The 26,644-nt window shown below is 41.3% G+C and carries 20 protein-coding genes; 1 reads left to right on the top strand and 19 read right to left on the bottom strand.

Annotated elements, in window-relative coordinates:
* Positions 1–123: 123 nt before the first annotated feature.
* From NH153_RS22075 to NH153_RS04845, 11 genes are all read right to left on the bottom strand, one after another.
* Positions 124–999, bottom strand: a complete 876-nt coding sequence (locus NH153_RS22075) for a thrombospondin type 3 repeat-containing protein (protein ID WP_063701595.1) — start codon at positions 997–999, stop codon at positions 124–126.
* A gap of 545 nt (positions 1,000–1,544) precedes the next feature.
* A complete protein-coding gene (locus tag NH153_RS04890; RefSeq protein ID WP_063701593.1) occupies positions 1,545–3,038 on the bottom strand; it encodes a bifunctional ADP-dependent NAD(P)H-hydrate dehydratase/NAD(P)H-hydrate epimerase in 1,494 nt (497 codons plus the stop codon).
* 118 nt (positions 3,039–3,156) lie between these two features.
* Positions 3,157–3,969: an adenosylmethionine decarboxylase gene (speD, locus tag NH153_RS04885; RefSeq protein WP_063701590.1), complete on the bottom strand. Its 813-nt coding sequence runs from the start codon at positions 3,967–3,969 to the stop codon at positions 3,157–3,159.
* A gap of 88 nt (positions 3,970–4,057) precedes the next feature.
* The gene (locus tag NH153_RS04880) at positions 4,058–4,471 is read right to left on the bottom strand and encodes an OsmC family protein (protein ID WP_063701588.1); all 414 of its coding nucleotides are present in this window, start codon (positions 4,469–4,471) and stop codon (positions 4,058–4,060) included.
* A 144-nt stretch (positions 4,472–4,615) separates the two neighbouring features.
* The gene (locus NH153_RS04875; protein ID WP_063701586.1) at positions 4,616–4,963 is read right to left on the bottom strand and encodes a DUF3802 family protein; all 348 of its coding nucleotides are present in this window, start codon (positions 4,961–4,963) and stop codon (positions 4,616–4,618) included.
* Positions 4,964–5,091: 128 nt separating this feature from the next.
* Positions 5,092–6,561, bottom strand: a complete 1,470-nt coding sequence (gene astD / locus NH153_RS04870; protein ID WP_063701584.1) for a succinylglutamate-semialdehyde dehydrogenase — start codon at positions 6,559–6,561, stop codon at positions 5,092–5,094.
* An 18-nt stretch (positions 6,562–6,579) separates the two neighbouring features.
* Positions 6,580–7,596 carry an arginine N-succinyltransferase gene (gene astA, locus NH153_RS04865; RefSeq protein WP_063701582.1) on the bottom strand — a complete coding sequence of 339 codons (1,017 nt, stop codon included), beginning with the start codon at positions 7,594–7,596 and terminating at the stop codon, positions 6,580–6,582.
* 80 nt (positions 7,597–7,676) lie between these two features.
* A complete protein-coding gene (locus tag NH153_RS04860; protein ID WP_063701580.1) occupies positions 7,677–8,882 on the bottom strand; it encodes an aspartate aminotransferase family protein in 1,206 nt (401 codons plus the stop codon).
* Positions 8,883–9,251: 369 nt separating this feature from the next.
* Positions 9,252–10,412: an HDOD domain-containing protein gene (locus tag NH153_RS04855; RefSeq protein ID WP_063701648.1), complete on the bottom strand. Its 1,161-nt coding sequence runs from the start codon at positions 10,410–10,412 to the stop codon at positions 9,252–9,254.
* A gap of 48 nt (positions 10,413–10,460) precedes the next feature.
* Positions 10,461–11,039 (bottom strand): anthranilate synthase component II, encoded by a 579-nt coding sequence (locus NH153_RS04850; RefSeq protein WP_063701578.1) that lies wholly within the window; start codon positions 11,037–11,039, stop codon positions 10,461–10,463.
* Positions 11,040–11,121: 82 nt separating this feature from the next.
* A complete protein-coding gene (locus NH153_RS04845) occupies positions 11,122–11,520 on the bottom strand; it encodes an acyl-CoA thioesterase (RefSeq protein ID WP_063701575.1) in 399 nt (132 codons plus the stop codon).
* A 36-nt stretch (positions 11,521–11,556) separates the two neighbouring features.
* Here NH153_RS04845 and NH153_RS04840 point away from each other — a divergent pair, with 36 nt between their 5' ends.
* The gene (locus NH153_RS04840; RefSeq protein ID WP_063701573.1) at positions 11,557–12,261 is read left to right on the top strand and encodes a 2OG-Fe(II) oxygenase; all 705 of its coding nucleotides are present in this window, start codon (positions 11,557–11,559) and stop codon (positions 12,259–12,261) included.
* Positions 12,262–12,450: 189 nt separating this feature from the next.
* On the opposite strand, the gene NH153_RS04835 is transcribed toward NH153_RS04840, so the two are convergent.
* The 8 genes from NH153_RS04835 to NH153_RS04800 all read right to left on the bottom strand — a co-directional run bounded on the left by NH153_RS04835 (position 12,451) and on the right by NH153_RS04800 (position 26,640).
* On the bottom strand, positions 12,451–13,689 hold the full coding sequence (locus NH153_RS04835) for a cysteine desulfurase-like protein (RefSeq protein WP_063701571.1): 1,239 nt from the start codon (positions 13,687–13,689) through the stop codon (positions 12,451–12,453).
* Positions 13,690–13,698: 9 nt separating this feature from the next.
* Positions 13,699–14,331 (bottom strand): 2OG-Fe dioxygenase family protein, encoded by a 633-nt coding sequence (locus tag NH153_RS04830; protein ID WP_063701569.1) that lies wholly within the window; start codon positions 14,329–14,331, stop codon positions 13,699–13,701.
* 199 nt (positions 14,332–14,530) lie between these two features.
* On the bottom strand, positions 14,531–18,535 hold the full coding sequence (locus NH153_RS04825; RefSeq protein ID WP_063701567.1) for a PKD domain-containing protein: 4,005 nt from the start codon (positions 18,533–18,535) through the stop codon (positions 14,531–14,533).
* A 108-nt stretch (positions 18,536–18,643) separates the two neighbouring features.
* The gene (locus NH153_RS04820) at positions 18,644–19,645 is read right to left on the bottom strand and encodes a hypothetical protein (RefSeq protein WP_063701565.1); all 1,002 of its coding nucleotides are present in this window, start codon (positions 19,643–19,645) and stop codon (positions 18,644–18,646) included.
* Positions 19,645–20,586 (bottom strand): hypothetical protein, encoded by a 942-nt coding sequence (locus tag NH153_RS04815; protein WP_063701563.1) that lies wholly within the window; start codon positions 20,584–20,586, stop codon positions 19,645–19,647. Before NH153_RS04815 ends, NH153_RS04820 begins: the two co-directional genes overlap by 1 nt.
* A gap of 212 nt (positions 20,587–20,798) precedes the next feature.
* Positions 20,799–23,396 (bottom strand): bifunctional aconitate hydratase 2/2-methylisocitrate dehydratase, encoded by a 2,598-nt coding sequence (gene acnB, locus NH153_RS04810; protein WP_063701561.1) that lies wholly within the window; start codon positions 23,394–23,396, stop codon positions 20,799–20,801.
* A 293-nt stretch (positions 23,397–23,689) separates the two neighbouring features.
* The gene (locus NH153_RS04805; protein WP_063701559.1) at positions 23,690–24,760 is read right to left on the bottom strand and encodes an OmpA family protein; all 1,071 of its coding nucleotides are present in this window, start codon (positions 24,758–24,760) and stop codon (positions 23,690–23,692) included.
* Positions 24,761–25,227: 467 nt separating this feature from the next.
* Entirely contained in the window at positions 25,228–26,640 is a 1,413-nt protein-coding gene (locus tag NH153_RS04800) for a protein adenylyltransferase SelO (protein ID WP_063701557.1), read from the bottom strand.
* Positions 26,641–26,644 lie beyond the last annotated feature (4 nt).

Raw genomic sequence — 26,644 nt, 5'->3', positions numbered from 1 at the left:
GAAGGTACCTCCCCTTCAAAAGAAAGCCCCTATAAACAAATGTTTTTAGGGGCTTTTTTACGATTATAGAAACACAGTCTGATTTAAAATTGCTAAACTCTATTTAATTAGAGCTGCTCTTAGCTACTTACCTTTCTTTGGTTTACCTTTATCTGATTTAGCAGCCTCACTGACAATCATGTCTTTTTGCTCTTCGGTGATTAAAGCTTGATCTAAAAGCTCTTCTGCCGCTTTTGCAACACAACTGACGTATTTACCATGGTTAGCAAACTCTGATGATTCTCCACATTGTGCAGCCATATGTTGCTCAACAGAACATCCTTCATAAGTTACCGCTTCTGAAGCTGGGGTATTAGGGCAATAATCAAGATCATTATTCACACCATCGCCGTCAACATCGGCATCACATACATCGCCTTGACCATCCTGATCAAAATCTAGCTGATCAGGGTTTGCAACTTCAGGGCAATTGTCCACAGCATCAGGTATACCGTCTTGATCCATATCTTCATCAACGATACCTATCGGGTCACTGATAGTTGAAACAAGACAGTAATCATCACATGAATAAGTTAATGAAGTTGGCATCTGATCCCATACAGCCAAAATAGTACCGTGCATTGCATCATTTGTGTAAATTAGCCAATATTGCCATCCCCAATACACATCATATGATGCTCCACCATCATTAAGGATTGTATAACTGCTCGGTCTTGGTTGAATATCAAATGCGCCTATGCCTGAGCCATAGTTGAACATTTGCATTGCAAATTTTCCATCTTCAGTCCGAAAACCATCATCATACATTTGCTGCGTAGTGTAAGTTCCAAACGTTCCACCAGATACAACCTGCTCAGACGATACTGAGATTGTCGAACCATTAATACTGCCATTTGTGGGTTGTAAGTGAATAGTTCCAGTCATAGCTGTCACATCTGCAAATGCCACTGCAGACACAAAACACGAGGCCACTCCTGAAATAAGTAAGTGCTTATTCATATTTATATCCTTAAATTTGGTAGGGTTGGAATGTGCATTCCAAACATCACCCAGAAGTTTAGCGAAGCAGTATGAGGCAATTTTATAAGGTGTATAAAACATTCCCGAGACATGGCGAAACGAGCTTTTCTGAAACTGCGGCTTAATATTTGTAGACAATCCCAAAAAAGTCAATTTACAACCAGCAGTAATTTACAAAAAATTTACTGGTGTTACCGCGAAGATTTAAATTTAAAACCAAAAAACAGGATAGAAATAAAAGCAATGAAAATCAACACCTTAATAATCGACAGGATTCGAGAAGTAAGAATTTAAGATAGCATGCGAGTCCAAGTTACTTTGTCTAGATTATTTGTACCATTTAACAGAACAATAAGCTAATAGCTAAGTTCACAAGCGCCCCCAACATCTAAGGCTCTAGGTTCTAGGCTCTAGGTTCTAGGCTCTAGGCTCTAGGCTCTAGGCTCTAGGCTCTATTCAATTATGCTTAGGTTGGAAAGTATTACAATTTATAAGATGGTTCTTAAAGTCTTATCGCTTAAAACTTACAGCTTAAAGCTGCCATTAACCAACTCCCTCACTATCGCAAACAAATCACTCGGCAACATGCCTCTTTCGCCTTCACGCTCTGCGGCAATATCCCCGGCTTTTGCATGTAATGTTACACCCAAACATGCTGCTTGCTGAGGAGTAAGCCCCTGTGCGATCAGTGCCGCTATGATACCTGTTAATATATCGCCACTGCCGCCAACCGCAAGTGCAGGATTTCCATCTGTACACACCCATGTTTGGTTATTATCAGCAATTAAACTACCAGCGCCTTTGAGTACACAAGTAGTGGTATAGCTGCGCGCAAGCTGTTTTACTGCATGAAAGCGATTTTCTTCAATATCAACCGTGCGGCAATTCAGTAATCTTGCAGCCTCACCGGGGTGCGGTGTGATTACTGTATTCGCTAATGGGAATGACGAAGCATGCTGAGCTATTAAATTAAGTGCGTCGGCATCAATAATCAGTGGCTTGTTATTAGTGAAACAATACTGCATGACAGTTTCAAAGGTTGTTTCGGACCAATCGTCCTGACCAAGCCCTGGACCAATAGCAATACAACTCGCCCACTCTAGCGCACTAATTATATTTGTATCTGTCACCATAAGTTCAGGTCGTCCAATGCTCACTGGCAAAATAGAACTGCTATGGGTATACACTTTGACCATGCCCGCACCAGTGCGAAGAGCGGCCTCTGCAGTTAAACGAATTGCACCTGCGGTGCCAGCATTACCACCAACACACAATAATTTTCCATGACTGGTTTTGTGGCTGTTATTATTGCGCTCAGGAAGCCTCGGCTGCGTCTGATAGTTGATAAACTCTGCAGTGGGTGATGTCAGTTTTGAAAAGGCATCTTCAATACCTAAATCAGCAAACTCTAGGTTACCTGCATGTGCTCGCCCTTGCCCTGTCACTAAACCTTGTTTAATCCCTACAAAAGTCACAGTGAGTGCAGCTTTAATTGCGACTCCCTGTTCGACACCTGTGTCTGCATGAATACCTGAGGGTAGGTCGATAGCAACTATCGGCACTTGGCTTTCGTTGGCAGCTTTAATTAAGGTTGAAAAAGGCTCGCGCACCGCGCTTTGAATACCCGTACCAAGCAGGCCATCAATAATGATATCTGCACGCTCAATAGCACTGGTATCAGCGGTTATTGCTCCTCCGGCGTCAAGCCAAGCTTGCTGAGCACTGAGCGCATCGCCTTTGAGCGGTTTATCAGATATTGCTGCAATAACCGTAACCTGTTTGCCCGCTTGTTTAGCTAAGCGAGCAACAACATAACCATCACCGGCATTGTTACCAACGCCCGCTAACACAACGAATGTACTTGCTTTAGGAAAATAGCTGATAGCTTGCTGATAAGTCGCCAGCCCTGCTCGCTCCATAAGCTCATACAAGGTTACGCCAGAGCGCTTAGCTGCAGGTCCTTCATGGTCACGAACTTGCTCTGCTAAAAATACCGACTGCGAGAGAGGTACTGACATATCAATCCTTAAATTGGCCTTTTAATCAGCATATAAGTACAGCTGAACGCAGTCAATGAGGCATAAAAAAACGGCGCGTAACTTACATTACGCGCCGTTTTTCTGAAGCTATAGTAACTTACTCTGTGTCTGGTAAGTTACGACCGTAGAAGATCTCTTGCATCTCACGAGTTAGCTTAGAACGAATTTCTTCTTCTTCGTCTTCAGAAAGATCCGCGGTAGAAACACCGAATAAATAAGTATTCAAGTCAGTTTCTTTTAACATCATCTTCGTGTGGAACAAGTTCTCTTGATACACGTTCACGTCCATCATTTGGTACGCTTCTTTTGTATCTTCAGTCATGTAGTTCTGAATTGAGTTAATTGCATGGTCGATATAGTGCTTAACACCATCAACATCACGGGTGAAACCACGTACACGGTAGTCAATTGTTACAACATCAGACTCAAGGCTGTGAATTAAGAAGTTTAACGCTTTTAATGGCGAGATAATGCCACACGTTGATACTTCGATATCAGCACGGAATGTACAAATACCATCATCAGGGTGTGCTTCTGGGTATGTGTGAACACAGATGTGGCTCTTATCTAAGTGCGCTACCACTGTTTCAGGAAGAGGACCTGGCGCTTCATCAACGTCATACGTTGTTTGTTGCTCAATCGGCTCTTCTGAGATCAAGATTGTTACACTGGCACCTTGCGGATCATAATCTTGGCGAGAAACATTCAAGATGTTTGCACCAATAATATCCACAACTTCACCTAAAATATCGGTAAGGCGATCAGCACTATACTGTTCGTCGATATATTCAATATATTCTTTACGCTGTTGTTCAGTCTTTGCGTAACAAATATCGTAAATACTAAAGCTTAAGCTCTTAGTTAAGTTATTAAAGCCATGAAGCTTAATTTTATCGAAGGGTTTATTCATGCTAAACCAACCTTTAAACGAGTGAAACCTGCACCAGCAGAAATAAAAGTTCGCGGATTTTATACGAAATTTGTGCTCGGAAAAAGCGTTATTTTACCTGTTCTTGCACAACTTCATGACTATGCGTAATTTCTACTGTTTTATCAAGCATTAAGGCAACAGAACAATACTTTTCAGCTGACAGTTGAACAGCGCGAGCAAGGTGCTTTTCAGAGACATCGTTACCGGTAACCACAAAGTGTAGGTTAATCTTAGTAAACACGCGAGGCGCTGATTCTGCACGTTCAGCAGTTAGCTTAACTTGTACGTCAGAAAACGACTGCTTCGCTTTTTTCAAAATGCTAACAACATCAACAGATGAACAACAGCCTGCTGACATTAACACCATTTCCATTGGGCTTGGTGCTGCACTATCGCTACCTGCATCAAAAACTACATTGTGACCTGAATTTGAAAGGCCAATAAACGTATCACCTTCTACCCATTTTACATTCGCTTGCATGTGTTTTATCTCTTAAAGTTATTTTGCTTGATTGTAAGCAAGTCACACACAGATGCAAGGGATAAGAGGTGAGCTATAGAGGAAAGCGAGTCGCTTATTTTAAGCTGCTCGCTTAAGACGAGAGATTGTGTGGTGCTTTATAAACTAGGCGTTTTCTACAACAGCACTGTCGAATAAGTTTTTCACCAATCCGGCAAACTCATCGATAAAAGCATGCTGTTCAACGGTTACAGTGTGATTCGTGACACTACTAAGAACTTCTTGTAGGTCGTAAACAATACCGTCGACTTCGCGGACTATTTGACTACGTTGTTCAGTATTAAGCTCTGTATGTTGCTCGCAAAGTAACATGACGTTTTCTGCTATCACGTCTTCAATCAGCTCTAACACTGTTGGAGCTCCTGGTTTAATTTGACCTGGCTTCTCAAAAAGCGCTAAATTTTGAGTGAGATACATGACAAGATCATCGTACCCTTGCCTATCTAAAACCATACGACTGCACACCTAATAAAAAACTATCTCTTTAGATTTAAGCAGAAAGCGCTTTTAATTGCTACCTTTGCTAGACATCTCATACAAAAAAAGCAGCCTAAGCTGCTTTTTGTAATGATTTACGATTATTAATCGATTTTTAAGCCTGGACTCAATGTCGCTGGCATCGCTACTTTTTCAAGCTCAACTGAAGCGACTGGGTATGCACAATAGTCAGCTGCATAGTAGGCACTTGCTCTGTGGTTACCTGATGCGCCAATACCACCAAATGGTGCAGCACTTGATGCACCCGTGATAGGACGGTTCCAGTTCACGATACCTGCGCGAATACGACGTAAGAAGTGATCGTAATCAGCGGCGCTGTCGCTTAATAAACCTGCTGACAAGCCAAAGCTTGTGTCATTTGCTTTATCAATAGCAGCATCAAAATCAGTAAAACGGAATACTTTAAGCAGTGGTCCAAAGTGCTCTTCATCTGGGAAGTTAGCAACGTTTGTACACTCTAAAATACCCGGTGTTACAAAGCCGGTATTTTCTTTGTGAGTTAGCTCAACAAGTACGTCTGCACCTAGCTCAACAAGTTGCTTTTGTGCAGCAACCATACCTGCAGCCGCTGTAGCAGAAATCATCGACCCCATGAAAGGTTGATCTTCTGCGTCGTAGTCGCCCACTTTAATTGCTTTAGTTGCTTTAATAAGACCCGCTAAGATGGCATCACCTTGCTCACCTTTTGGTAAAAACAACTTACGCGCACACGTACAACGTTGACCAGTAGAAATAAACGCTGATTGGATAATATCGTGGATAGCCGCTTTAGTATCAGCAACATCAGTAACGATTAACGGGTTATTACCGCCCATTTCCAACGCTAAAATTTTACCCGGTTGACCTGCAAACTGTTCATGTAAAATATGACCCGTACGAGAAGAACCCGTAAAGAATAAGCCGTCGATACCTTTGTGAGATGCAAGCGCTTTACCTGTTTCAACTTCACCTTGCACAAGGTTGATAACACCCGCAGGTAGACCAGCCTTTTGCCATAACTTTAACGTTAACTCAGCAACTGCTGGCGTTAGCTCAGACGGTTTAAATACCACGGTATTACCAGCTAAAAGTGCAGGTACAATGTGGCCGTTTGGTAAGTGACCTGGGAAGTTATACGGACCAAACACAGCGACAACGCCATGAGGCTTGTGACGGATCATCGCACGACCTTGTGGCATTGGGTTTTCAACATCACCTGTGCGTTCTAAAAATGCTTTTTCAGAGATAGCAATTTTACCCACCATCGCACCTGCTTCAGTGCGAGTTTCCCAAAGTGGTTTACCGGTTTCTTGTGCGATAGCAATCGCTAATTCTTCGCTGTGTTCTTTAAGCGTTTCTGCGAATGTTTTTACAATCGCTAAACGCTCTGCAAATGTTTTATCAGCCCAGCTGTAGAACGCTTCACGTGCAGCAGCAACGGCGCTGTCTACTTGCTCAGCGGTTGCTGTGTTTGCTTGCCAGATTACATCGTTATTTGCTGGATTTACAGATTGAAAATCATGCCCAAGGCCCGCTTGCCATTGACCATTAATAAATTGCGCTGCATGAGTCATTAATATGTCTCCTGAATTTTATAGTGTTGCAAGTGAAACTGAATCGCCAGCTTCTAGGTGAAGCGCCTTGGCTAGTTCACTTGAAATTGTGATGGTATCGACATCACACGTAAGGCTCACTTCAGTCACGGTTGCTCTAAAATCAGCAAGCTTGTCGTTTGCTAACAATACCGTGGTGTCGCCTTGGCTTTCACCAATCTCAACTTTTACTGTTCTTGCGTTACGCACTGTGGCGATATTATCGACCTTAGCTTCAACAGTTGGACCCGCATCAAAAATGTCTACATAACCATTAAAAGTAAAACCTTCACTCTTTAATAGTTCAATCGCTGGGCGTGTATTGTCATGCACTTGACCAATCACAGCTTGCGCGTCTTTGCTTAGTAAGTTGACGTAAATTGGGTATTTTGGCATTAACTCAGCGATAAATACTTTCTGACCAATACCCGTTAAGTAGTCTGCCGTCGGAAAGTCCATCGAGAAAAAGTGCTCTTCGAGCCATTGCCAGAATGGGCTTTCGCCATTTTCATCTGAAACACCACGCATTTCTGCAATCACTGTTTCAGCAAAACGCTCTTTATGTTGGTTAATGAACATAAAACGCGCTTTTGAAAGCAATTTACCGTTATTGTTTTTACGGTAGCCGTCTTTTAAGAATAAAGTGCACAGCTCAGTTGCACCTGTGTAATCATTACACAGCGTTAAAATATCAACGGCTTTATACACGTTTAGCGTACGAGATGAGTGAATCGCTTTGCTTAAATGATAATGATAAAAAGCATCATCTAAACCTACGGCAGCTTCAATACCTGAAGTCCCTACAACTTCTCCCGTTTCGCTATCTTCAAGAACAAACAAGTAACCTTCATCACCTGGCTGCTGCGCTGTTTTTGCGAATGAGCTGACAGAGTGATCGATTTTCTTTTGTAATAACTCTTCATTATTAGGCAAAGACGTAAAGCCATGTCCTGATTCATCAGCAATCTTTACTAAGGCTTGGTAATCGCTTTGCTGGATTGGGCGAAGGATCATCATAAGTCCGCTTGCTCCCTTATAAATAACGGTAAATTAAGAAATGAGGGCAAGCCTAGCTTGCCCTGAAATGACAGTTTCGCTTAGCCGTTTACGACTTTTGCAACTGCTTTTTCGAAACGAGCCATACCTTCGCGGATATCAGCTTCTGGAATAACAAGTGACGGTGTGAAACGAACAACATCAGCACCAGCAACTAAAGACATAACGCCTTCTTCAGTACCGGCAACTAGGAATTCTTTTGCACGACCTTTGAATTGCTCAGTCACCACTGCACCAATTAAAAGACCTTCACCACGGATTTCAGTGAATACATTGTACTTTTCGTTAATCGCAGTTAGTAACTCACGGAATAATGCTGACTTTTCTTTAACACCGTTAAGTACGTCTGGTGTATTTACTGTGTCGAATGCAGCTTCTGCTACTGCACACGCAAGTGGGTTACCGCCGTAAGTAGAACCATGAGTACCGACTTTTAAGTGCTTAGCAATATCAGTTGTCGTGATCATCGCACCGATTGGGAAACCACCACCTAACGCTTTTGCCGTTGTTAATATATCTGGAGTTACATTAAGACCTTGGTAAGCATAAAGTTCACCAGTACGACCAACACCTGTTTGCACTTCATCAAAGATAAGTAGTGCATTGTGTTTAGTACATAGCGCACGAACACCTTCAACAAACTCAGCAGTTGGAGAAATGATACCGCCTTCACCTTGCAGAGGCTCCATCATTACCGCACAGGTATTGTCTGAGATAAGCGCTTCGAAAGCCGCTAAATCGTTGTAGTCACAGTGTACGATATCACCTGGTTTTGGACCAAAACCATCAGAGTATGCAGCTTGACCACCTACTGTTACAGTGAAGAATGTACGGCCGTGGAAGCCTTTATTGAATGAGATTATTTGTGACTTTTGCTCACCGTAATTATCCAGTGCAAAACGACGTGCTAGCTTAAGTGCCGCTTCGTTTGCTTCTGCACCTGAGTTTGCAAAATATACTTTCTCTGCAAACGTTGCATCAGTTAGCTTTTTAGCTAAACGAAGTGCTGGCTCATTCGTCATTACATTTGATAAGTGCCAAATTTTTTCGCCTTGCTCTTTTAATGCACTTACAAGAGCCGGGTGACAATGGCCAAGACAGTTAACAGCAATACCACCAGCAAAATCGATAAATTCGCGACCTTCTTGGTCCCATACGCGAGAGCCTTCGCCTCGAACTGGAATAACACTTGATGGTGCATAGTTAGGAACCATTACTTGATCAAATAATTCGCGATTGACTGTCATTTTATATCCTCATAATTGTAAGCACACACAGAGTAAGGTGGCGCTCTAAAGCTAAACTAAGCCATTTTACTTAGCCGATTGAGCTTAGCGCAAAATCACCAAAATTACTCTTTGGTTCAATTTTCATTCATCCATTATTTCAGAAAATTTTCGTCATGTCTCTTAGAAAACTTTCATGTAGCCCTTGAAAATAAAGGGCTTGAGATATTTTTTCATGGATAGTGAATAACTATTTGAAGGTTGTTTTTCACTCAAAATAGAACAAAAAGGCGTGCCGCTAGTGAGCCAAGCAGAGGCTAAAGAGAAAAAGTTTGTTGCTGCGGATTGATAAACAGTGAATGAATAGTCGCAAAAAAATTAACAATTTTTTTAATTAATTTGGATATGAAAGCGATCAAAATTGCATTTTGCTAGCTGATCAAGCTCTTCTTTGCTGAAATCGAAGTGCGCAAACCAACGCTCAGTTTCGTCACTTTCGACCAGTTGATGCTCATTTAAACTTAAATACTGGGCATAACAACGGGCTTTTAAAATCACTTTGGTAAGTGGCAAATACTCATCATTTTTAGCCAGAGGCGTCGTTAACTGCTGCATGACCGCATTAAATGGTAAATACCTAAAGGCCATTTTCTCAATTACGGTCGCTGTTACCTTCATCGACTGCTTGTTTAGCAAGGTGCTTAAAAACAAAGGGTCAGGTTTTAGTTCTAATAAAGCTGTGTGCAAGTCTTTCTTTTGCTCATCACGGGCTTTTGTTACTTGGCGCTGCCAAACTAACTCGAAAATACGAAGATATATGCGAACTAGCGCTATCTTACCCACATCGAGTAGCATACCTAAGGTAAAGGCGTGCACCTCATTTACACCATTAAGCTTCGCAATCTCTTGAGCCGCGATAGCACACGCCATTGAATTATCACGAAGTCGACGTTTTAACAGCGGGAATGGTTCTGTACTGTGCGGCATCCAATGGCGTACCGCAAAGGTTGGCACCACAAACTTTAAGTTATCTAAGCCAATGTAGCGCAGCGCTAAAAGTGGGTTATCAACTTTGACTGAGGTGTGCTTATTTCGCTGTTGACGGTAAAAAGGCAAATTCACAAACGCGACAAGCTCACGACCTAACCAACTTAAGTCTTTAACTAAGGGCTCGAGTCGACCCACTGAGGCTGAACGCACAGCTAAAATATCTAAAATAGCAGGGACGCTATCTTGGATACCGATTGTTTCGTGAATCACGGCATCAATGTCTTCAAGCTGCTTATGCATGGCAGCTTCAATTACTTGGTGTAATTGCTTACTCGCTTGGGCGCGATACTTATGATGAGCAGTGCTGCTCTTTTGGCGTTTCTTCTCGGCAGCAACTTCAACCTCTAATAAAGTGCGTTGCTCCATTGATTCGCCATAATCAATTTCAAGGGTGTGAATATAGCCAATTTGACGCTGTGCAAAACTGTGGCCAAGCAAAAGATCGTGCGCGCGCTCATTAAGCACCATCGCAGTCCTTTGTTGTCGGTTTTCTTCGGTCATTTGCACAGGCGTATTGTCGGTCATATTTGTTAATTCACTAGCCTAAGATTAGAAGCGAGTTAAAAAGTTAGCAAGTAATTCAAGCCCTTGTTGGGTCAAAATTGCTTCGGGGTGAAATTGCACTCCTTCCAGTGCTAAATCATTATGCATGATACCCATAATTTCATCAAAATCAGAATTTTGTTCTGTCCATGCGGTAATAGTAAATTCATCGGGTAAACTTTGTTTATCCACCACTAAAGAGTGGTAACGACACACGGTCAGCGGGTTTGCCAAACCGTTAAACACACCTTGATTGGTATGTTTAACTAATGAAGTTTTACCATGCATCACTTGCTTTGCACGGATCACATCAGCACCTAGTGCCTGTGCAATGGTTTGGTGACCTAAGCAAATACCAAGAATTGGCAACTGGCCTTTTAATTGTTCAACCACTTGCAAAGAAATGCCTGCTTCGTTTGGCGAACATGGTCCAGGTGAAAGTACGATGTGCTCTGGGTTTAGTTGTTTTATCTCAGCGATACTGATCTCATCGTTTCGTTTAACTAATACATCTTGATCCAAGCGCTGAAAATATTGCACTAGGTTGTATGTAAACGAATCATAATTGTCGATCATTAACAGCATTGCGTGTAACCCAAAATTACTCAGTCAAAATAATGAAGGCGCATTTTACCCCAAGCACACATAAATGTCGGCAAAAAATGGGTTATTCCTCAGCGATTAAATGTGCTGTGAGGTCAGCCCTTTCTTGCTCATCAAGTTTTTGCGAGCATTTATTTGCAAAGTCGTAACGTACTAGTACAGTTTTACCAACGGCACAGCAGTTATCTTGCTGCCAAGCCTCTTGGCGCAGTACAAATGAACTAGAGCCGATGTGCTCAACACTGGTTTTCACTGTGACATCGTGACCATAAAACAACTCACCGACAAAGCTTACTTCAACTTTAGCAATGATCAGTTTCCACTCATAAGGGTTTAAATCGGGCGTAAAAAACCTGAAAATAGGCGCTCGGGCGGCTTCAAACCATACAGGGAGTACGGTATTGTTGATGTGCCCTAGCACATCTGTTTCGCTAAAGCGTGGTGTGATAGTTTCAGTAAACATAGTAACCCTATAAAAAATATAAACTAAAGGTAGCTCATGACGGACTTTATTCGCGTATACGAAAACGCCCTCAGCAAAGAATTTTGCGACAACTTTATCACGGTATTTGAACAAAGCCCGCATTTAAAACAAGGCATTACCTCAGGCGGAGTGGATCTAGCGAAAAAAGACAGCCGCGATTTATACCTTAATAATCATCCTGAATACGCTGAGCAACTTAAACACGTTCAACAAACGACTGCAGGTTACATCTTCAAGTACCTTGAAGAGCATATTTTTATGATGATTGGTGCCTTTGGTTTAAAAGTTTACCATCCGCAAACAGGCGAACCTGTTGACCTAACACAAGATAACTTTGAAGAAGTCGGCAAACCACAATTGCCATTACTCGTGCAGCAAATTTTCCGCATGGGTCCAATTCAAGCACAGAAATACGATATCAATAAAGGTGGCTACCCTTATTGGCATAGCGAGGTATACCCGCAAGCTGGCCACAACGAAGCTCTGCATCGCGTGCTGTTATTTATGTTCTATTTAAATGATGTAGAAGAAGGTGGTGAAACTGAGTTTTACTATCAACAACGAAAAATATCACCTAAACAAGGCACTATGGTCGTAGCGCCAGGCTACTTTACTCACACGCACCGTGGTAATAAGCCAATTTCAAATGATAAGTATATTTTAACCTCGTGGGTCTTATTCAACCGCGCGGAACAAATTTATGGCCAACCACAATCCTAATGCTAAGCGGTAAGCGGTAAGCGGTAAGCGGTAAGCGGTAAGCGGTAAGCGGTACTAAGCTAAGCTAAAGCTATTAGTAGAAGGAGTGCAACGTTTGATGTTGCGCTTTTTTATGGCAATAAAAAAGCAGCCCACTCAGGCTGCTTAAAACTTATAACTTATAGCTTAATTAAAACTAACAACTCAGATTTAACCTGCCAGTAATTGATCAAATAAATCAAAAACCTTATCAAGCTCTTCAATTGTGTTGTAGTGCATACAACCAATGCGTACTACACCGCCGGTTTCTAATACACCGAGCTGCTTACATAAGCCTTGGGCGTAGAAATTACCATCCCACACGCAAATATGTTGCTTACCTAAAAACTCAGACACAATACGTGGCTCAATGCCTTCAAATGTGAGGGCAAAAGTCGGTGTACGCTCAGTTAAACGATCTAAATCATCAATACCGAATAACTTTATACGCGGATAATTAGCTAAACGCGTTAAGAAATGCTTACTTAATGCCATTTCATGTTGTTTAGTAATAGCAAATGCAGCCGCAAGTTTTTCTCGGCGTGAATGGCTTTCGTCAAGTTCACTAATTGCAGCAATGTAATCAACAGCTGCAATTAAGCCAGCCAGTGCTTCAAAACTTTGCGTACCCGTTTCCCAGCGACCTGGCGCAACATCTTTTGCCGGCTCAACTTTGTATGGTGTGAAACCTTCAAGGTGTTCACGTTTACCATAAACAATACCAAGGTGAGGACCAAAGAACTTGTATGCAGAGCAGGCTAAGAAGTCACAATCAAGTGCTTGTACATCTACAAGTTCATGAGGTGCGTAATGTACGGCATCAACATAAACTAGCGCACCAACAGCATGTGCAAGCTCAACGATGCGTTTAATGTCATTAATTGAACCTGTGGTGTTTGATGCATACGTCACTGCAACAAGCTTTGTTTTGCTAGATAAAAGGCTTTCAAAGTGTGCCATATCTAAGCTGCAATCAGCTTCGTTGATAAGAGCCGTTTTTACTGTCGCGCCTTTATCTTCAGCAGCTTGCTGCCAAGATGATACGTTTGAGAAGTGATCTGCATTGGTAACGATGATTTCATCATCATTAGTCCAATCACGCGAGATAGCGCGGCTAAAGCTGAACGTTAAGCTTGTCATGTTTGCACCAAACACGATTTGCTCTTTAGATGGGGCATTTAATAAATCAGCTGCAGCTTGGCGAGCATTTGCCATTAACTCGACTGTTTTGTCACTTGAGAAAAATGCACCACCTAAGTTTGAATTGTAGTAACCCAAGTAAGCAGTCATAGCGCTTAAGACTGACTGTGGCACTTGAGAGCCACCCGGGCCATCAAGGAAAATAGGTGACTGTCCTGCAACTTGTTGCATAAGTGCAGGGAATTGGCGACGTAATTGCGTTAAGTTCATGAGTTACCCTTAAGCAGTGAGTACGAAGCAATCAAGGTAACCTTCTTTGCTTGCGTCTACTTTATTCATTGGCGTTGCGTTGTGCCATACTTCACGGTCATTAATCAGTGCGAACATGCCGTCTTTAATTTCCATCTTGAAACATGGTTCAGCTTGTTGGTGTTCGTAAACAAGTAGCTCACCACCTTCTAGGTTTTCGTGTGATACACCACATACACATACGTGATCAAAACCATCTTGGTGAACACCTTCTGGCGCAGCAGGTGTGTCGCTGTCGATCGCAAGCATTCTAAATTGATGAATTTCTATATCGCGATCATCGCTAATACCTGTCATATCGCGGAACTGATTAACGATTTGCTTCATGCCATCCGTCGCTAATAAGCTATCTTCAAGGTTCTCATACGTGCGCTCTACATTACCCTGAAAGGTATTGATTGAGTCATCTTGCACGAATGCTTTTGTTGGTTGTAGTTTTAATTCACCATCAACAACTTTAATGACTGAATAACGACGCTTACGAAATTCACCATCTGCGTATGGATTAGCAGGTAGGTTAGCAAACGAAGGCTTTACTGCATCAATATGCGCTTGGCTTACAAAACGAAGTTGTAAAAGGTTCTGGTTGTTTAATGTAGTCATTTCGATCTCGCCTTATTACGTTGAGAATATTGGCGAGGATTTTAATTCAATTAGCGGGGAATTTTTGCGTTTTTATGTAAACCAGCAAAGCATAATGCATAATTTTAAGATCGTTACACTTGGCTTTTAGAATATTTAATCTAAAAAATAAAAACAGCCACAAATGTGGCTGTTTTAGATTGCACAATTTACTACACGTTTAATTGCTCATAGAAAGGGAAACTTGATCTTGTGACTGACAACTATTACCTGCTAAATACTTACAGAAAACGAGTTCGGTACGATTGTTACTGATAAGCTCAAGCAGCGTGTCTTGGCCATTTTCAATAAATGACAATTTACCATCAACCAATTGAACACCCGTGATACTTTGATCTCCAATCGTCAGTGAGTAATCGTAAGACTGACTATCTTCATTATAATCCTGCTCACTTAATGACCATGTTGTGCCATCGCTCTCATATAAAGTGAAGCTATATAAGTTGTAGTCGTAGAATTTATCAACTGCTGTTGAACTAGCATAATCATGTACATATAGATTGGCAGAGAATTTTTCTAGCACCCCAGTGCCATTATCATCGAACGCCACAGTACGCTCGACAAAATATCGGGCTCCATCAATAGCAATTAGCTTGTAAACAAACTCACCATAAAGGAAACATGTATCTAAGCTAGTATCACAGAAGTCAGTTGTTTCCCAACCTCCAGAGCTAGTATCTACATAAAGCCTTCTAATATAGCGGTTATTAACAAAGCTTCCCTGAAATGAACTTGTACTAAAGGTAAAGAAGATTTCACCATCGTCATAAATTTGGATTTCACTCCAATGCGAATCAATTTCATGGCCCTCTCTAAATCGATGACGACCAGAAAAATTACCTGTATTAATGGCTACTTCATTGCGTTTAACAAACATGCCTGCATCTACATAATCCCCTTCGCTATCATTACCCTGGTCTAAGAATTGGTAACCAACGTTGATATTTTTAGTGAAGTAGAGAGTATCTGTTGAATTATCACTGTTGTGATTAAGTACTAAGTTGCTATCAATGATCTGCCAACTAAACGTATCTTGCTCATCATTCAAAATATCTATGTAAGAGCCCGTTCCGTCAGCATTGATCTGCATATTTAATAGCACTCCTCCTTGTTCTGCGCTTACTGCCCATTGCCCTACGACATCATCACTAGCAACAGCAATTTCATCGCCATCAGCAAAAGCATAAACATTGGAACTTTCAGAGCTGGTATTCACTAAAACGTCATTCTCGTAATAGCTATATTCAACTGTTAGCCAATGCCAATTAAGCCCTTTTTCTGCCATTGGCATTAACTCAGCGTAACTGATCTCAGTTCGATACTGAACCTCAGTCATACCATCAGGGAAAGAGATATATTCTTCTACAACGATACTATCGATAGGTGATAACTCAATGTGATCATCAACTTCATACCAGTTGATATTTGAACTACCGTTGAGAGTTACAGCGCCAGTGTTATCCGCATTTAGTAATAAGCCCAAGGCTGGTGCATTATATAAATCACTGTTATTTAAAATATACTCGCCAGAAGCTAATAATGCAGGTTTAAACGTTGCGGTAATATCGCAATCAGCACCTGTGGTATAGACAAGATAATAGCCTCCTTCAATATATCCTTCGCATCCTGTAATTTCGTCAATAACATACCCTTCATCAGGGCTAATTACGAAAGATGCATATTGGTACCAATACGAAGTTTGACTGGTAGGTGAGAGGTTACCGTTCTGAGATGGATTCACAGTTAAGGTTACTTTAGGGCGCTTAGGTAAGTAACTAATTTGCGTATCAGCTGAACAACTACTTCCTTGTTGGTATCGGCAAATAGTAACAGCATTTTCATCCGCAGAAACCAGTTCAACAAACCACGTATTACCATCAACTTGATAGCTTAATACGCCATCATTGAACGTTGCTATATGCTCAACACCATCAAAACTGACAACATACTCTACTTCACCTAAGTCATTATATTGCATGTAAATCGCATCTGAAGAGCTATCATCTTTATAAAATAAAATAGAACCCTCTAATAGCTCTTCAGTAAAGGCTGAGTATGACAAGTCTTTACTGTATTCATAAATGAATACCGATTTAACTTCATCATATGCCTCACCAGCCATAGTGTAATAAGTTAGCGTTCTGATAATGTAATAGGTGCTACCAATAATGTTAATGAATTCATGTTGCATTTCACTTTCAAGGTAACAGTCATCAGCAAAGCCATCACAGCTTGAAACAAGACCATATGTTTCTGAATAAAAGCGTTTTCTAGAGAAATTGCCATCTTCAATATGACCTTGGAAACTTGAATAACCTAAACCAATAGCAACACTACCATCAGGGTAAATATTCAAATCATAAGATTGAGAAGTACCAACAAAACCATGCCAACGACCAATAATATCCTCATCGGTTGTTGTTACATTCGCTTTTTTAATCATTAAGCCTGTTAATGTATTACTTGGCTCATCAAAACTAGTGTCTAATGCTACAACTTGATAGCCCGCAGAGAGGGCTTTCGTGAACCAAAACTCAATTAGCCCAATTTCACCATTTTCATCATAACTAATAGATAACTTAGTATCATTGAGTACCCAACTAAATACCTCACTACTTTCACCCGTTACATCTCCTGTACCATCGGCATAAAAGCGTAAAGTTTCAGGTTCATCATCAGATGACGCAGAATCGTAATCATTGTCTCTGAGGTCTAAAATCCATGTGTTTTCTGTTAACTCAGCAGTGTTTAGTGCTATTGTTTTAGTTTTATCAATCAGGTTTGTTGTATAGGTTCGAGTACTTGAAGGCTCCACAACGGGTTCACTACCATTTTGGTAGTCCAATGTTCGCTGTGTGGTTTGAGTTACTTCAATCGTTCTGAAAACCTCGTTTTCTGCTAAAACTTGAAAACTAATATCTGTTAATTTTGTTTGCGCAATATAAGATTCATTGCCATCGTTATATTCATCAGTGTAAGTCACTACACTATTTGCCAATGCTAAAGTATACACTCCTGATTCTTTACTCATTGTCAGTGTTGAGCTTGTATTTGCATTAAGTTCACCCGTACCGTCACTTGCCAGGACAAGGTGATATGCATCATTGTTATAATAACGAGGTGAGTTAACGATAAAATCACCAACAATAGGCTCATCGCTATCAGAAACTAAGTTTTCATCTTTTTTAATTTCTTCTTTCGTCTCTTCAATGAGATCAGGATCTTTCTCATTTACTTCATCTTCAAAACTCTTAGCGGTATCTTCGTCACTGACAAGATCGAGTGTATTTTCTACGCCTTCAGGAAGAACATAGTCAGCATTATCCACGATGATTTTGATAAGAGTTGCCAATAGGATTTTTTCATCAGCATCAACATTTAGTAACGCTGCGTTTAGCTCTTCGACAGATTGAGGTTCTTCATTATTACGCGTTAAAAGCGCATACTCTGCGGTCGTCACATTCGTGATGTTGACGCCAAAGTTGTCTTCACTATCAAGCGTATTATCCTCACCAGCCTGTTCCAATAACGCTTGAATTGAGCTTAACTGTGAAACGAAAACAACCCCAGGATTGGTGCTATCAAGACCTTTTGCTTTAACCAGCACAAGCTTTTCACTTGCAGATTCGTCCACAACAAGCTCTATTGTATAGCGCCCGGTTGGATCTGCATTGACCGAAAAGACATCACTACCGACATTAATCTCTAACTCTGCATTAGCAATTGGTTGATCCGTTACTATCCCGGTAATTGTCACTGTTGATACATTTCGTTTAAATATAACGCTATGCTTTGCTGAAGCTGTTGCCCCATCGTTATCTGTTACAGTGACAGTGAAGTTAACAGTTGTATCAGCATCTATATCAGGTGTTTGAAAAGTAGCTTCTGCGCTTGTTAAGCCACCGCTTTGTGCAAAATCAAAACTAGCATCAGATGTCCAACTATAAGAAGCAATGCTACCGTCGCTATCACCAGCTACGGCGCTTAATTTAAATGAGGTTTGCTCTGTGCCCTCTGAGTCAGCACTAATAGAAACTGTTGGACTTTGATTAACGGGGTCTACAGGATCTGGTTTAGTTCCAGAGTCACTACTTCCACCTCCCCCGCATCCAACTAAAAATAAGGTACCAAAAATCGCGGCTAACAGCCGCTTTTGAATTAACATATCTATACTCCATTACATTCGCTTATAGCAGGGAAACTCTTAGCTATTTAAACGCTAAATCCCTTAACGTTGATAAAAAGCCACAGCGAACTGTGGCTCTTGGTTTACTCAATTAATTGCTTTTCTTACTTGCTGAAGCTGCTCTTGGAATGGCAGGCCTCTAAGGTCGCCTAAGCCTGCTGCCATAGTCAGTGCATAAATTTCACTTTCTAGACTCAGCATGTGTGCTTCAACGGTGTCTTTATCAATAGCCGCTTTTTGCTCCAAGTACTCAGCATAGAGGCTATCAATACGATCTATTTGCAGTGACAATAATGCTGCTTGTTGTTTAATTTGCTCGTACTCACGATAGTTCGCTTTGCTGTATGCTTCGCCTTGTTCTAATTGCTTGCGAACGTCCTGATAAACAGTCGGAAAAATATCGACTTTTTTGGAATTAGCTATTGCATAAATTTTTTCGATATACTGAGAAAAATAAAACTGCACAACGGCGTCTTTTTCTAAATCAATGAGTTGTCCTAATAGCTTAGGTACATATTCAGCAACTTGTTGCTCTTGTCCATCGATGAGCATTTCCTTTAATTGCTGATGTTGCTTATCTAGCTCTCGATAACGCTTCTCATAAGAGGTTTCCGCATCCAATTGATCTAAAATTGCAAACTCATCTCTTATTGGCTGTAAAACAGAAGTGATCCTTTGCTTAGCAAGCTGCGCTTCAGCAACCAACGAAATGACTTCCTGACTTTGAGACATGATTTCATCTGAAACTGTATCCGATGAAAATAGTGACGCGCTTTTTAGCGCATATTCAGGAGCTAACCGTAGTTCATTAAATTCAGGTTCTAGCACCGCCCATACTTTGCGAGCCTTAGTTACACGCTCCTCATCAAATTGCGCTAGGTTATCTGCATCTATTTGATTATAAGCACTAAGGGCTTCTTGGAAGACACTTTGGGCTTTATCAAATGCTGCACGTATTTGCTCAGGTGTTGCTTCTTCGCCGGTAATACTACTAGCTAGAGAACCTAAATCTTGCTGTACAGAATCAATAGTTTTACATCCAGATAAAGCACAAATGAATATCGAGCTAACAATGACTAACTTGTTCATTAATAGCTCCACTGTAAACCAACGGCAAATGACACATTACTATATTCAACTTCAGGCACGCGCAGACGTTGACCATTTTCAAGATTCTTGGTCACAATATCGCGAGACTTGTATTGCGCATCAATACCGCCCATTAACGCAATATGCGACATTATTTGATAACGCAGTCCCACTCTCCCCAACACTCCCCAGCCATTAAAGCTGTCGGTAAGCGTGGTTGTTTCAAATTGGGTGTTTTGAATTTCTGAGTACATTGGCGTACTCAGCTCAGCTTCGGCATACCAACTGTATTTATTAAAACTGTCTTTCAAACGGCTATCGTAACGAGCACCTAAAGTAAGCAAGATACCCATTTGATCTTCTGACACAGAGACCACAGGTCGAAGCTGAGAATTGTAGTCTTGTTGGTCACCTATATTGTTTGCATTGTTCATACCCGGCAAGGTAAAACGTGCTGGGTTATCGGGATCCGCTGAGATAGCAATAAGTGCCTCATCAAATGCCGCTGCACCAGGCTGCACAAAGGCAAAATTTGAACGTGTAAAACTCGACGTAAAAAACTTGGTACCTAGGGTGAATTGTATCGCTTTTGAAAAGTTATATGCGCCTTTAAAACCAATCTCATTCGCTTTCGTTTTAAATGCATTTTCTTGAATATCGCCAAACTCAGCCAAGTGCCAAGTTTCAGTTTCAATTTCAGTCGAAATTGTTGCTGCGCTTTCAATATAAAAGCCCCATGTATCATCAATCCCTGTATATGATATCTGTCGTATTGCGGGGTTAGTAACATCAATTGATTGACTCAGCTTTCCAAATCCCGCTACATCATTGAGTGTTTCACTGTAGCTAATCGTTTCAAAACCGAGTCGAACTTCGCTAAAAGAGGGGTTAACAGCAAGAGCCGAACCGCTGAGAGGGAGTAAAAGAAGAAGTGCTTTCATTGTTCAATTCCTTGATTTGCAAAATCTATGCAGCCAAGAAATGATGCTTACCTTCCTTGGTTACAACATTAAACACAAAGTTACAACTGTTAACTTTTCACAACAATCAGTGTAGACAAATGTATTAATTTTACAAACCAAACTGAACAAAAACTTAATAAAAAAGCCCGCTAAATGCGGGCTTTTATACTAGTAAATTAAATTATTACTAATTATACGGCTTGCTGAACGATTACTTGGTCTGCCTTTTTAGTGTATTGAGGCATACGGTGGAAGTTCAGGTAGCGATACGTATCAGCTGCAGTTGCATTGATCTTAGCTGCATACTCTTGGTACTCAGCAGGTGTAGGTAGTTTACCTAGGATTGCTGCTACTGCTGCAAGTTCTGCAGATGCTAAGAATACGTTTGCGCCAGTACCTAGACGGTTAGGGAAGTTACGCGTAGAAGTAGACACAACAGTTGCTTTATCAGCAACACGCGCTTGGTTACCCATACACAGTGAACATCCTGGAGTTTCGATACGTGCACCTACACGACCAAAGATACCATAGTAACCTTCGTCAGTAAGTTGGTCTTTATCCATCTTCGTTGGTGGTGCAACCCAAAGTTGAGTTGGGATACGGCCACTGTAACCATCTAGTAGTTTACCTGCAGCACGGAAGTGACCAATGTTAGTCATACACGAACCGATAAATACTTCGTCGATTGTCTCGCCAGTAACGTCTGAAAGAAGACGCGCATCATCTGGGTCATTTGGTGCACAAAGGATTGGCTCTTTGATGTCTGCTAGGTCGATTTCAAGTACGTGTTTGTACTCTGCATCTGCATCAGCTTCCATAAGCTCTGGGTTAGCTAACCACTCTTGCATTGCTGTGATACGACGCTCAATAGTACGAACATCGCCGTAACCTTCAGAGATCATCCACTTAAGCATTACGATGTTTGACTCAAGGTATTCAGCGATAGACTCTTTAGAAAGTTTAACTGTACAACCTGCAGCTGAACGCTCAGCTGATGCATCAGAAAGCTCGAACGCTTGCTCAACTGTTAGGTGCTCAACACCTTCGATTTCTAGTACACGACCAGAGAATTCGTTGATCTTACCTTTCTTCTCAACTGTAAGAAGACCTTCTTTGATACCGTAGTAAGGGATCGCATGTACTAGGTCACGTAATGTGATACCTGGCTGCATTTCGCCTTTGAAACGTACTAAGATTGACTCAGGCATATCAAGAGGCATTACACCTGTTGCTGCTGCGAATGCTACCGCACCTGAACCCGCTGGGAATGAAATACCTAGAGGGAAACGAGTATGTGAGTCACCACCAGTACCTACTGTATCTGGTAATAACATACGGTTTAACCATGAGTGGATTACACCGTCACCAGGACGCAGTGATACACCGCCACGGTTCATGATGAAATCAGGAAGTGTGTGGTGAGTGTTTACGTCAATTGGCTTAGGATAAGCTGATGTATGACAGAAAGACTGCATTGTTAAATCTGCAGAGAAACCTAAACACGCAAGGTCTTTAAGTTCGTCACGCGTCATAGGGCCTGTTGTATCTTGCGAACCAACAGTTGTCATTTTCGGCTCACAGTATTGACCAGGACGTACGCCAGGCATGTTACATGCTTTACCAACCATCTTCTGCGCTAATGTGAAGCCTTTACCAGAATCTTCAACTAGAGCTGGTTTGCGGAAGATATCTTCTGCTTCTAAACCTAGAGATTTACGCGCTTTGTCAGTTAAACCACGACCGATGATTAGTGGGATACGACCACCAGCACGCACTTCATCAAGAATTACGTCTGATTTAAGAGAGAAAGTAGAGATTACTTCATCAGTACCGTGACGCTTTACAACACCTTCGTAAGGGAAGATATCGATTTGGTCACCCATGTTTAGCTCATCAACAGGTAGCTCGATTGGCAATGCACCAGAGTCTTCCATTGTATTGAAGAAGATAGGAGCAATTTTGCCACCTAAACATACACCACCAACGCGCTTGTTTGGTACGAAAGGAATATCATCACCCATGAACCAAAGTACTGAGTTAGTTGCAGATTTACGAGATGAACCCGTACCAACTACATCACCCACGTATGCAAGAGGTAAACCTTTAGTTTTAAGCTCTTCTAGTTGTGAGATTGGACCAACTTCGCCTGGTTTTTCAGGGTTGATGCCATCACGTTCGTTCTTCAGCATAGCTAAAGCGTGTAATGGAATATCTGGACGTGACCAAGCATCTGGCGCAGGAGAAAGGTCATCTGTATTTGTTTCACCAGTTACTTTGAATACGGTAACTGAGATTTTTTCAGCAACTGCAGGCTTGTTTACAAACCATTCTGCATTTGCCCAAGACGCGATCACTTGCTTAGCAAATTCGTTACCTGCTTTCGCTTTTTCTTCTACATCGTAGAAAGCGTCGAACATTAATAATGTGTTTGAAAGACCTTTAACAACGATTGGCGCTAACGCTTCGTCATCTAAAAGCTCGATCATAGGTGCGATGTTGTAACCACCTAACATAGTACCAAGTAGCTCAGCTGCTTTTTCTTTTGATACAAGTGGAGAGCTCGCTTCACCTTTTGCAACTGCAGCTAAGAAACCAGCTTTGATATAAGCCGCATCATCAACACCCGGTGGTACACGGTTAACTAGAAGATCAACGATGAACTCTTCTTCGCCTGCCGGTGGATTTTTGATTAATTCAATAAGATCAGCCGTTTGCTGAGCATCTAGTGGCGCTGGTACGATACCTAACGCGGCACGTTCTTCTACGTGTTTACGATATTCTTGTAGCACAATATTGCCCTCTTGGTGACGTGAAAGTACTCGGTAGTATTAAGCTAAATACCAATTAAGACCCAGTACTTATAGTATTCTGACGGTTAATTATAAAGCTTTTAAGTATAGATGAAAATCCATGCTGTGGTTAGGCACTTTATATTCACTATAAATACCATGAATAGTACTAGAAAAAAACGCTATTCAAATGAATATTTATTAAGAATCATTCCTATCTACTTACTTTAAGTCTTAGAAATAAAAAAACCCAGCACTAGGCTGGGTTTTTAAAATTTTCGTAAAGGGTTAGATTAACGCTCTACTTTAACACGCTCAATTACAGTTACTTTCGCTTCAACACGACGGTTTTCAGCGTGAGCTTCTGGCGTATTTGCAGGGTTTTTAAGGCGTTCTTCACCTAAACCAACAGTAGTAAGACGCATTGGGTCAATACCGTCTTCGATTAGTTTCTTAGCAACGGCATCAGCACGTTTCTTAGATAACCACTTGTTGTAGTCAGCTTTACCTACTGATGAAGTGTGACCTTCAAGTACTACGTCAGTACCTGGGTGCTCTTTTAAGAACTTAGCAGCGCGGTCAATATCATCTAAGTATTGTTGAGATACTTTAGAAGTGTTGTTAGGGAACGTGATTAGTAAGCTCTTAGTTACTTCACGATCTTCATATAATGTACAACCAGTGCCATCAACAGCGTCAGTCATTGGCGTGTTTGCACATTGGTCATCAGCATCAGGGATGTTATCGCCATCGCTATCAACTGGCTCAACTGCAACAGGAACAACTGTTGGAGCAGGTTCAACTGGCTCTGAAGCAGAGCTTTGTGCGCCAAAGATGTAGCTTAGGCCTAATTTAGCGCCAACATCTGTGTAACCACGGTCAAGACCTTGGTATAAAGATGTTTCAGCGTTAAATGCGAAATTATCTGTGAAGTAGTGTTGGTAACCAGCACCCACGTTTGCGAACATTAGATCTTCGTCAACCGCATCAAGATTTTTAAGACCGAAAATACCGTAGAATGGACCACCACCTAAGTGATATAAAGCGTCGATACCGTAACGCTTGCCGCTTTCAGAACCACTCATTGTAGTGCCATCGTTTAAATCTACGCTGTAGTCGAAATCCATATCAGCGTATTCTAAACGAGCGCTCCAGTAATCACTGAAACGATAACCAAGCTCTAAGCCCCAACCTGTAGAATCATCTACATTTAGGCCGCCAGCTGAAAAGTCACGAACGTCTTCCCAAGATGCGTCATAGTAGTCGCCAAATGCGCCGATGTAGAAACCTTGCTTTTCGGCAGCGAAGCTTGAAGCACTAGTTGCAGCAAGTGCTAAAGCAATAGTAAGTGATTTTAATTTCATTGTTTCCTTCCCATTTTCACAATTAAAATTGTAGCTAAGTTGAACCAGCTCAATCAGTTTAAACAGAGTAGTCGACTAATAGTTAATCAAAACTTAACGAACTCGGTACAGAACAAAAATCTTGCCGAGTAATTTCAGTCAATTACCCAATAATAGGTTATCTAAATAACTTTGCATAACAATGCCTTTAGATCGCTTTGTTATGATTAGGTGAAAGCCGCTTTTCAGCCCAATCTACTGACTTCAAAACCGATAAAAGTCCATTCCCAATTACATTATTATATTGGTTATTTTTAAATCAACAAGTTGAAAGCAACTTTATTTGTAAATTTTCGTTAAAAAGCAAAACTTTAGTGCTATTTTATTGATATAAATCATAACACTGGCGGCTAGCTTGCTCAATCAACGAACACTTAGATTTTAAAAAATGAGCATTTACAATTGTTATCAACCATAAAGATTAACCCTTAAGTACCACAAAAAGTTTGGTAATTACAATCACCTTCCTTCGGAGGTTGATACCATGCAGCAAATTGTTCCTCATACTTATATGGAGCTTTGATGACTTTCATAAACTCATCAAGTGAAACGCTTTGAGCTGTTTGTTCATACTCAGCCAAGATCATTTCAATATTATGATTGCGTGGAATGACTGCAGGATTAACAGCGCGCATTGTGCTGTAACTTTCAGAAGATGTTCTTAACCTCCATTTTGAAACCCACCCTTTAAGTTGAGAGTCAATAGCAAAGTCTCTCACTAAAGATTCAGTAAGCGCATTGAAAGTATTGGTATAATCAAGCTGATGTTGTTTCATTAAACTCAGCAATTCTGAAACTAAAGCATGATCGCCTTCTTGCTGACCTGCTAATCCTAATTTCTGCTGCCACATAGTATTAAATGCATCATTGAATTTAGCTGCAAAGCCATTCACTACCGGCGAGAGTTTTTCGACGGCACTCTCTTGATCAGCAAATAACGGAATTAAGCTTTCAGCCAAACGTGCAATATTCCAATTGGCAATATTGGGTTGATTACCAAATGCATAACGTCCTTGATGGTCAATTGAACTGAACACCGTGTCTAGGTCAAACTGATTCATCATCGCACAAGGACCATAGTCAATCGTTTCACCACTAATCAAGGTATTATCGGTATTCATCACGCCATGTATAAAGCCAATTCGCATCCAGCTGATAACCAGCTCAATTTGCTTATCGAGTACGGCAGTTAAAAATTCAATGTAGCGTTTTTCACCCGTACTGCTAATGTCAGGAAAATGACAATTAATTGCGTAATCAACGAGCTTTTCTAGCCCTTCGATATCCCCTTGTGTGGCTAAGTATTGAAATGAGCCAACACGGATATGGCTTTTAGCTAGGCGAGTAACAACTGCACCCGGGCGAGGTGGCTGACGATATACCGTTTCACCAGTTGTAACCACAGCTAAACAGCGTGTAGTTGCGATGCCAAGCGCATAAAGCGCCTCACTCATGATGTACTCTCGTACTGCTGGGCCTATGGCGCAGCGACCATCACCACCGCGCGAGAATACTGTTGCTCCAGCGCCTTTTAGCTGCAAGTCCCACAATGTGCCATCTTTATCTGCAATAGCGCCAAGCAAATGTGCTCGGCCATCACCAAGACGCGGTGAAAAATGACCAAATTGATGACCTGAGTAACCAAGTGCAACTGGTGCAACGTCGTTATCTATCGTTGAACCAGATAACAATTTAGCTAAAAATTCGCTGTCGTGATTAATCGCAAAATTATCAGCGAGCTTGTCATTGAAGAGCAGCAATTGCGGCTCAGCAACGGCGCTAGGCATATCTTTAATCGCAAGTAGTTCACTAATATCTGTGTATCGAGTTTGCAGTTTCATAACT

Source organism: Pseudoalteromonas gelatinilytica, assembly GCF_001641615.1.
GTDB classification, from domain to species: domain Bacteria; phylum Pseudomonadota; class Gammaproteobacteria; order Enterobacterales; family Alteromonadaceae; genus Pseudoalteromonas; species Pseudoalteromonas gelatinilytica.
This window is presented reverse-complemented; position numbering and strand designations above follow the sequence as displayed.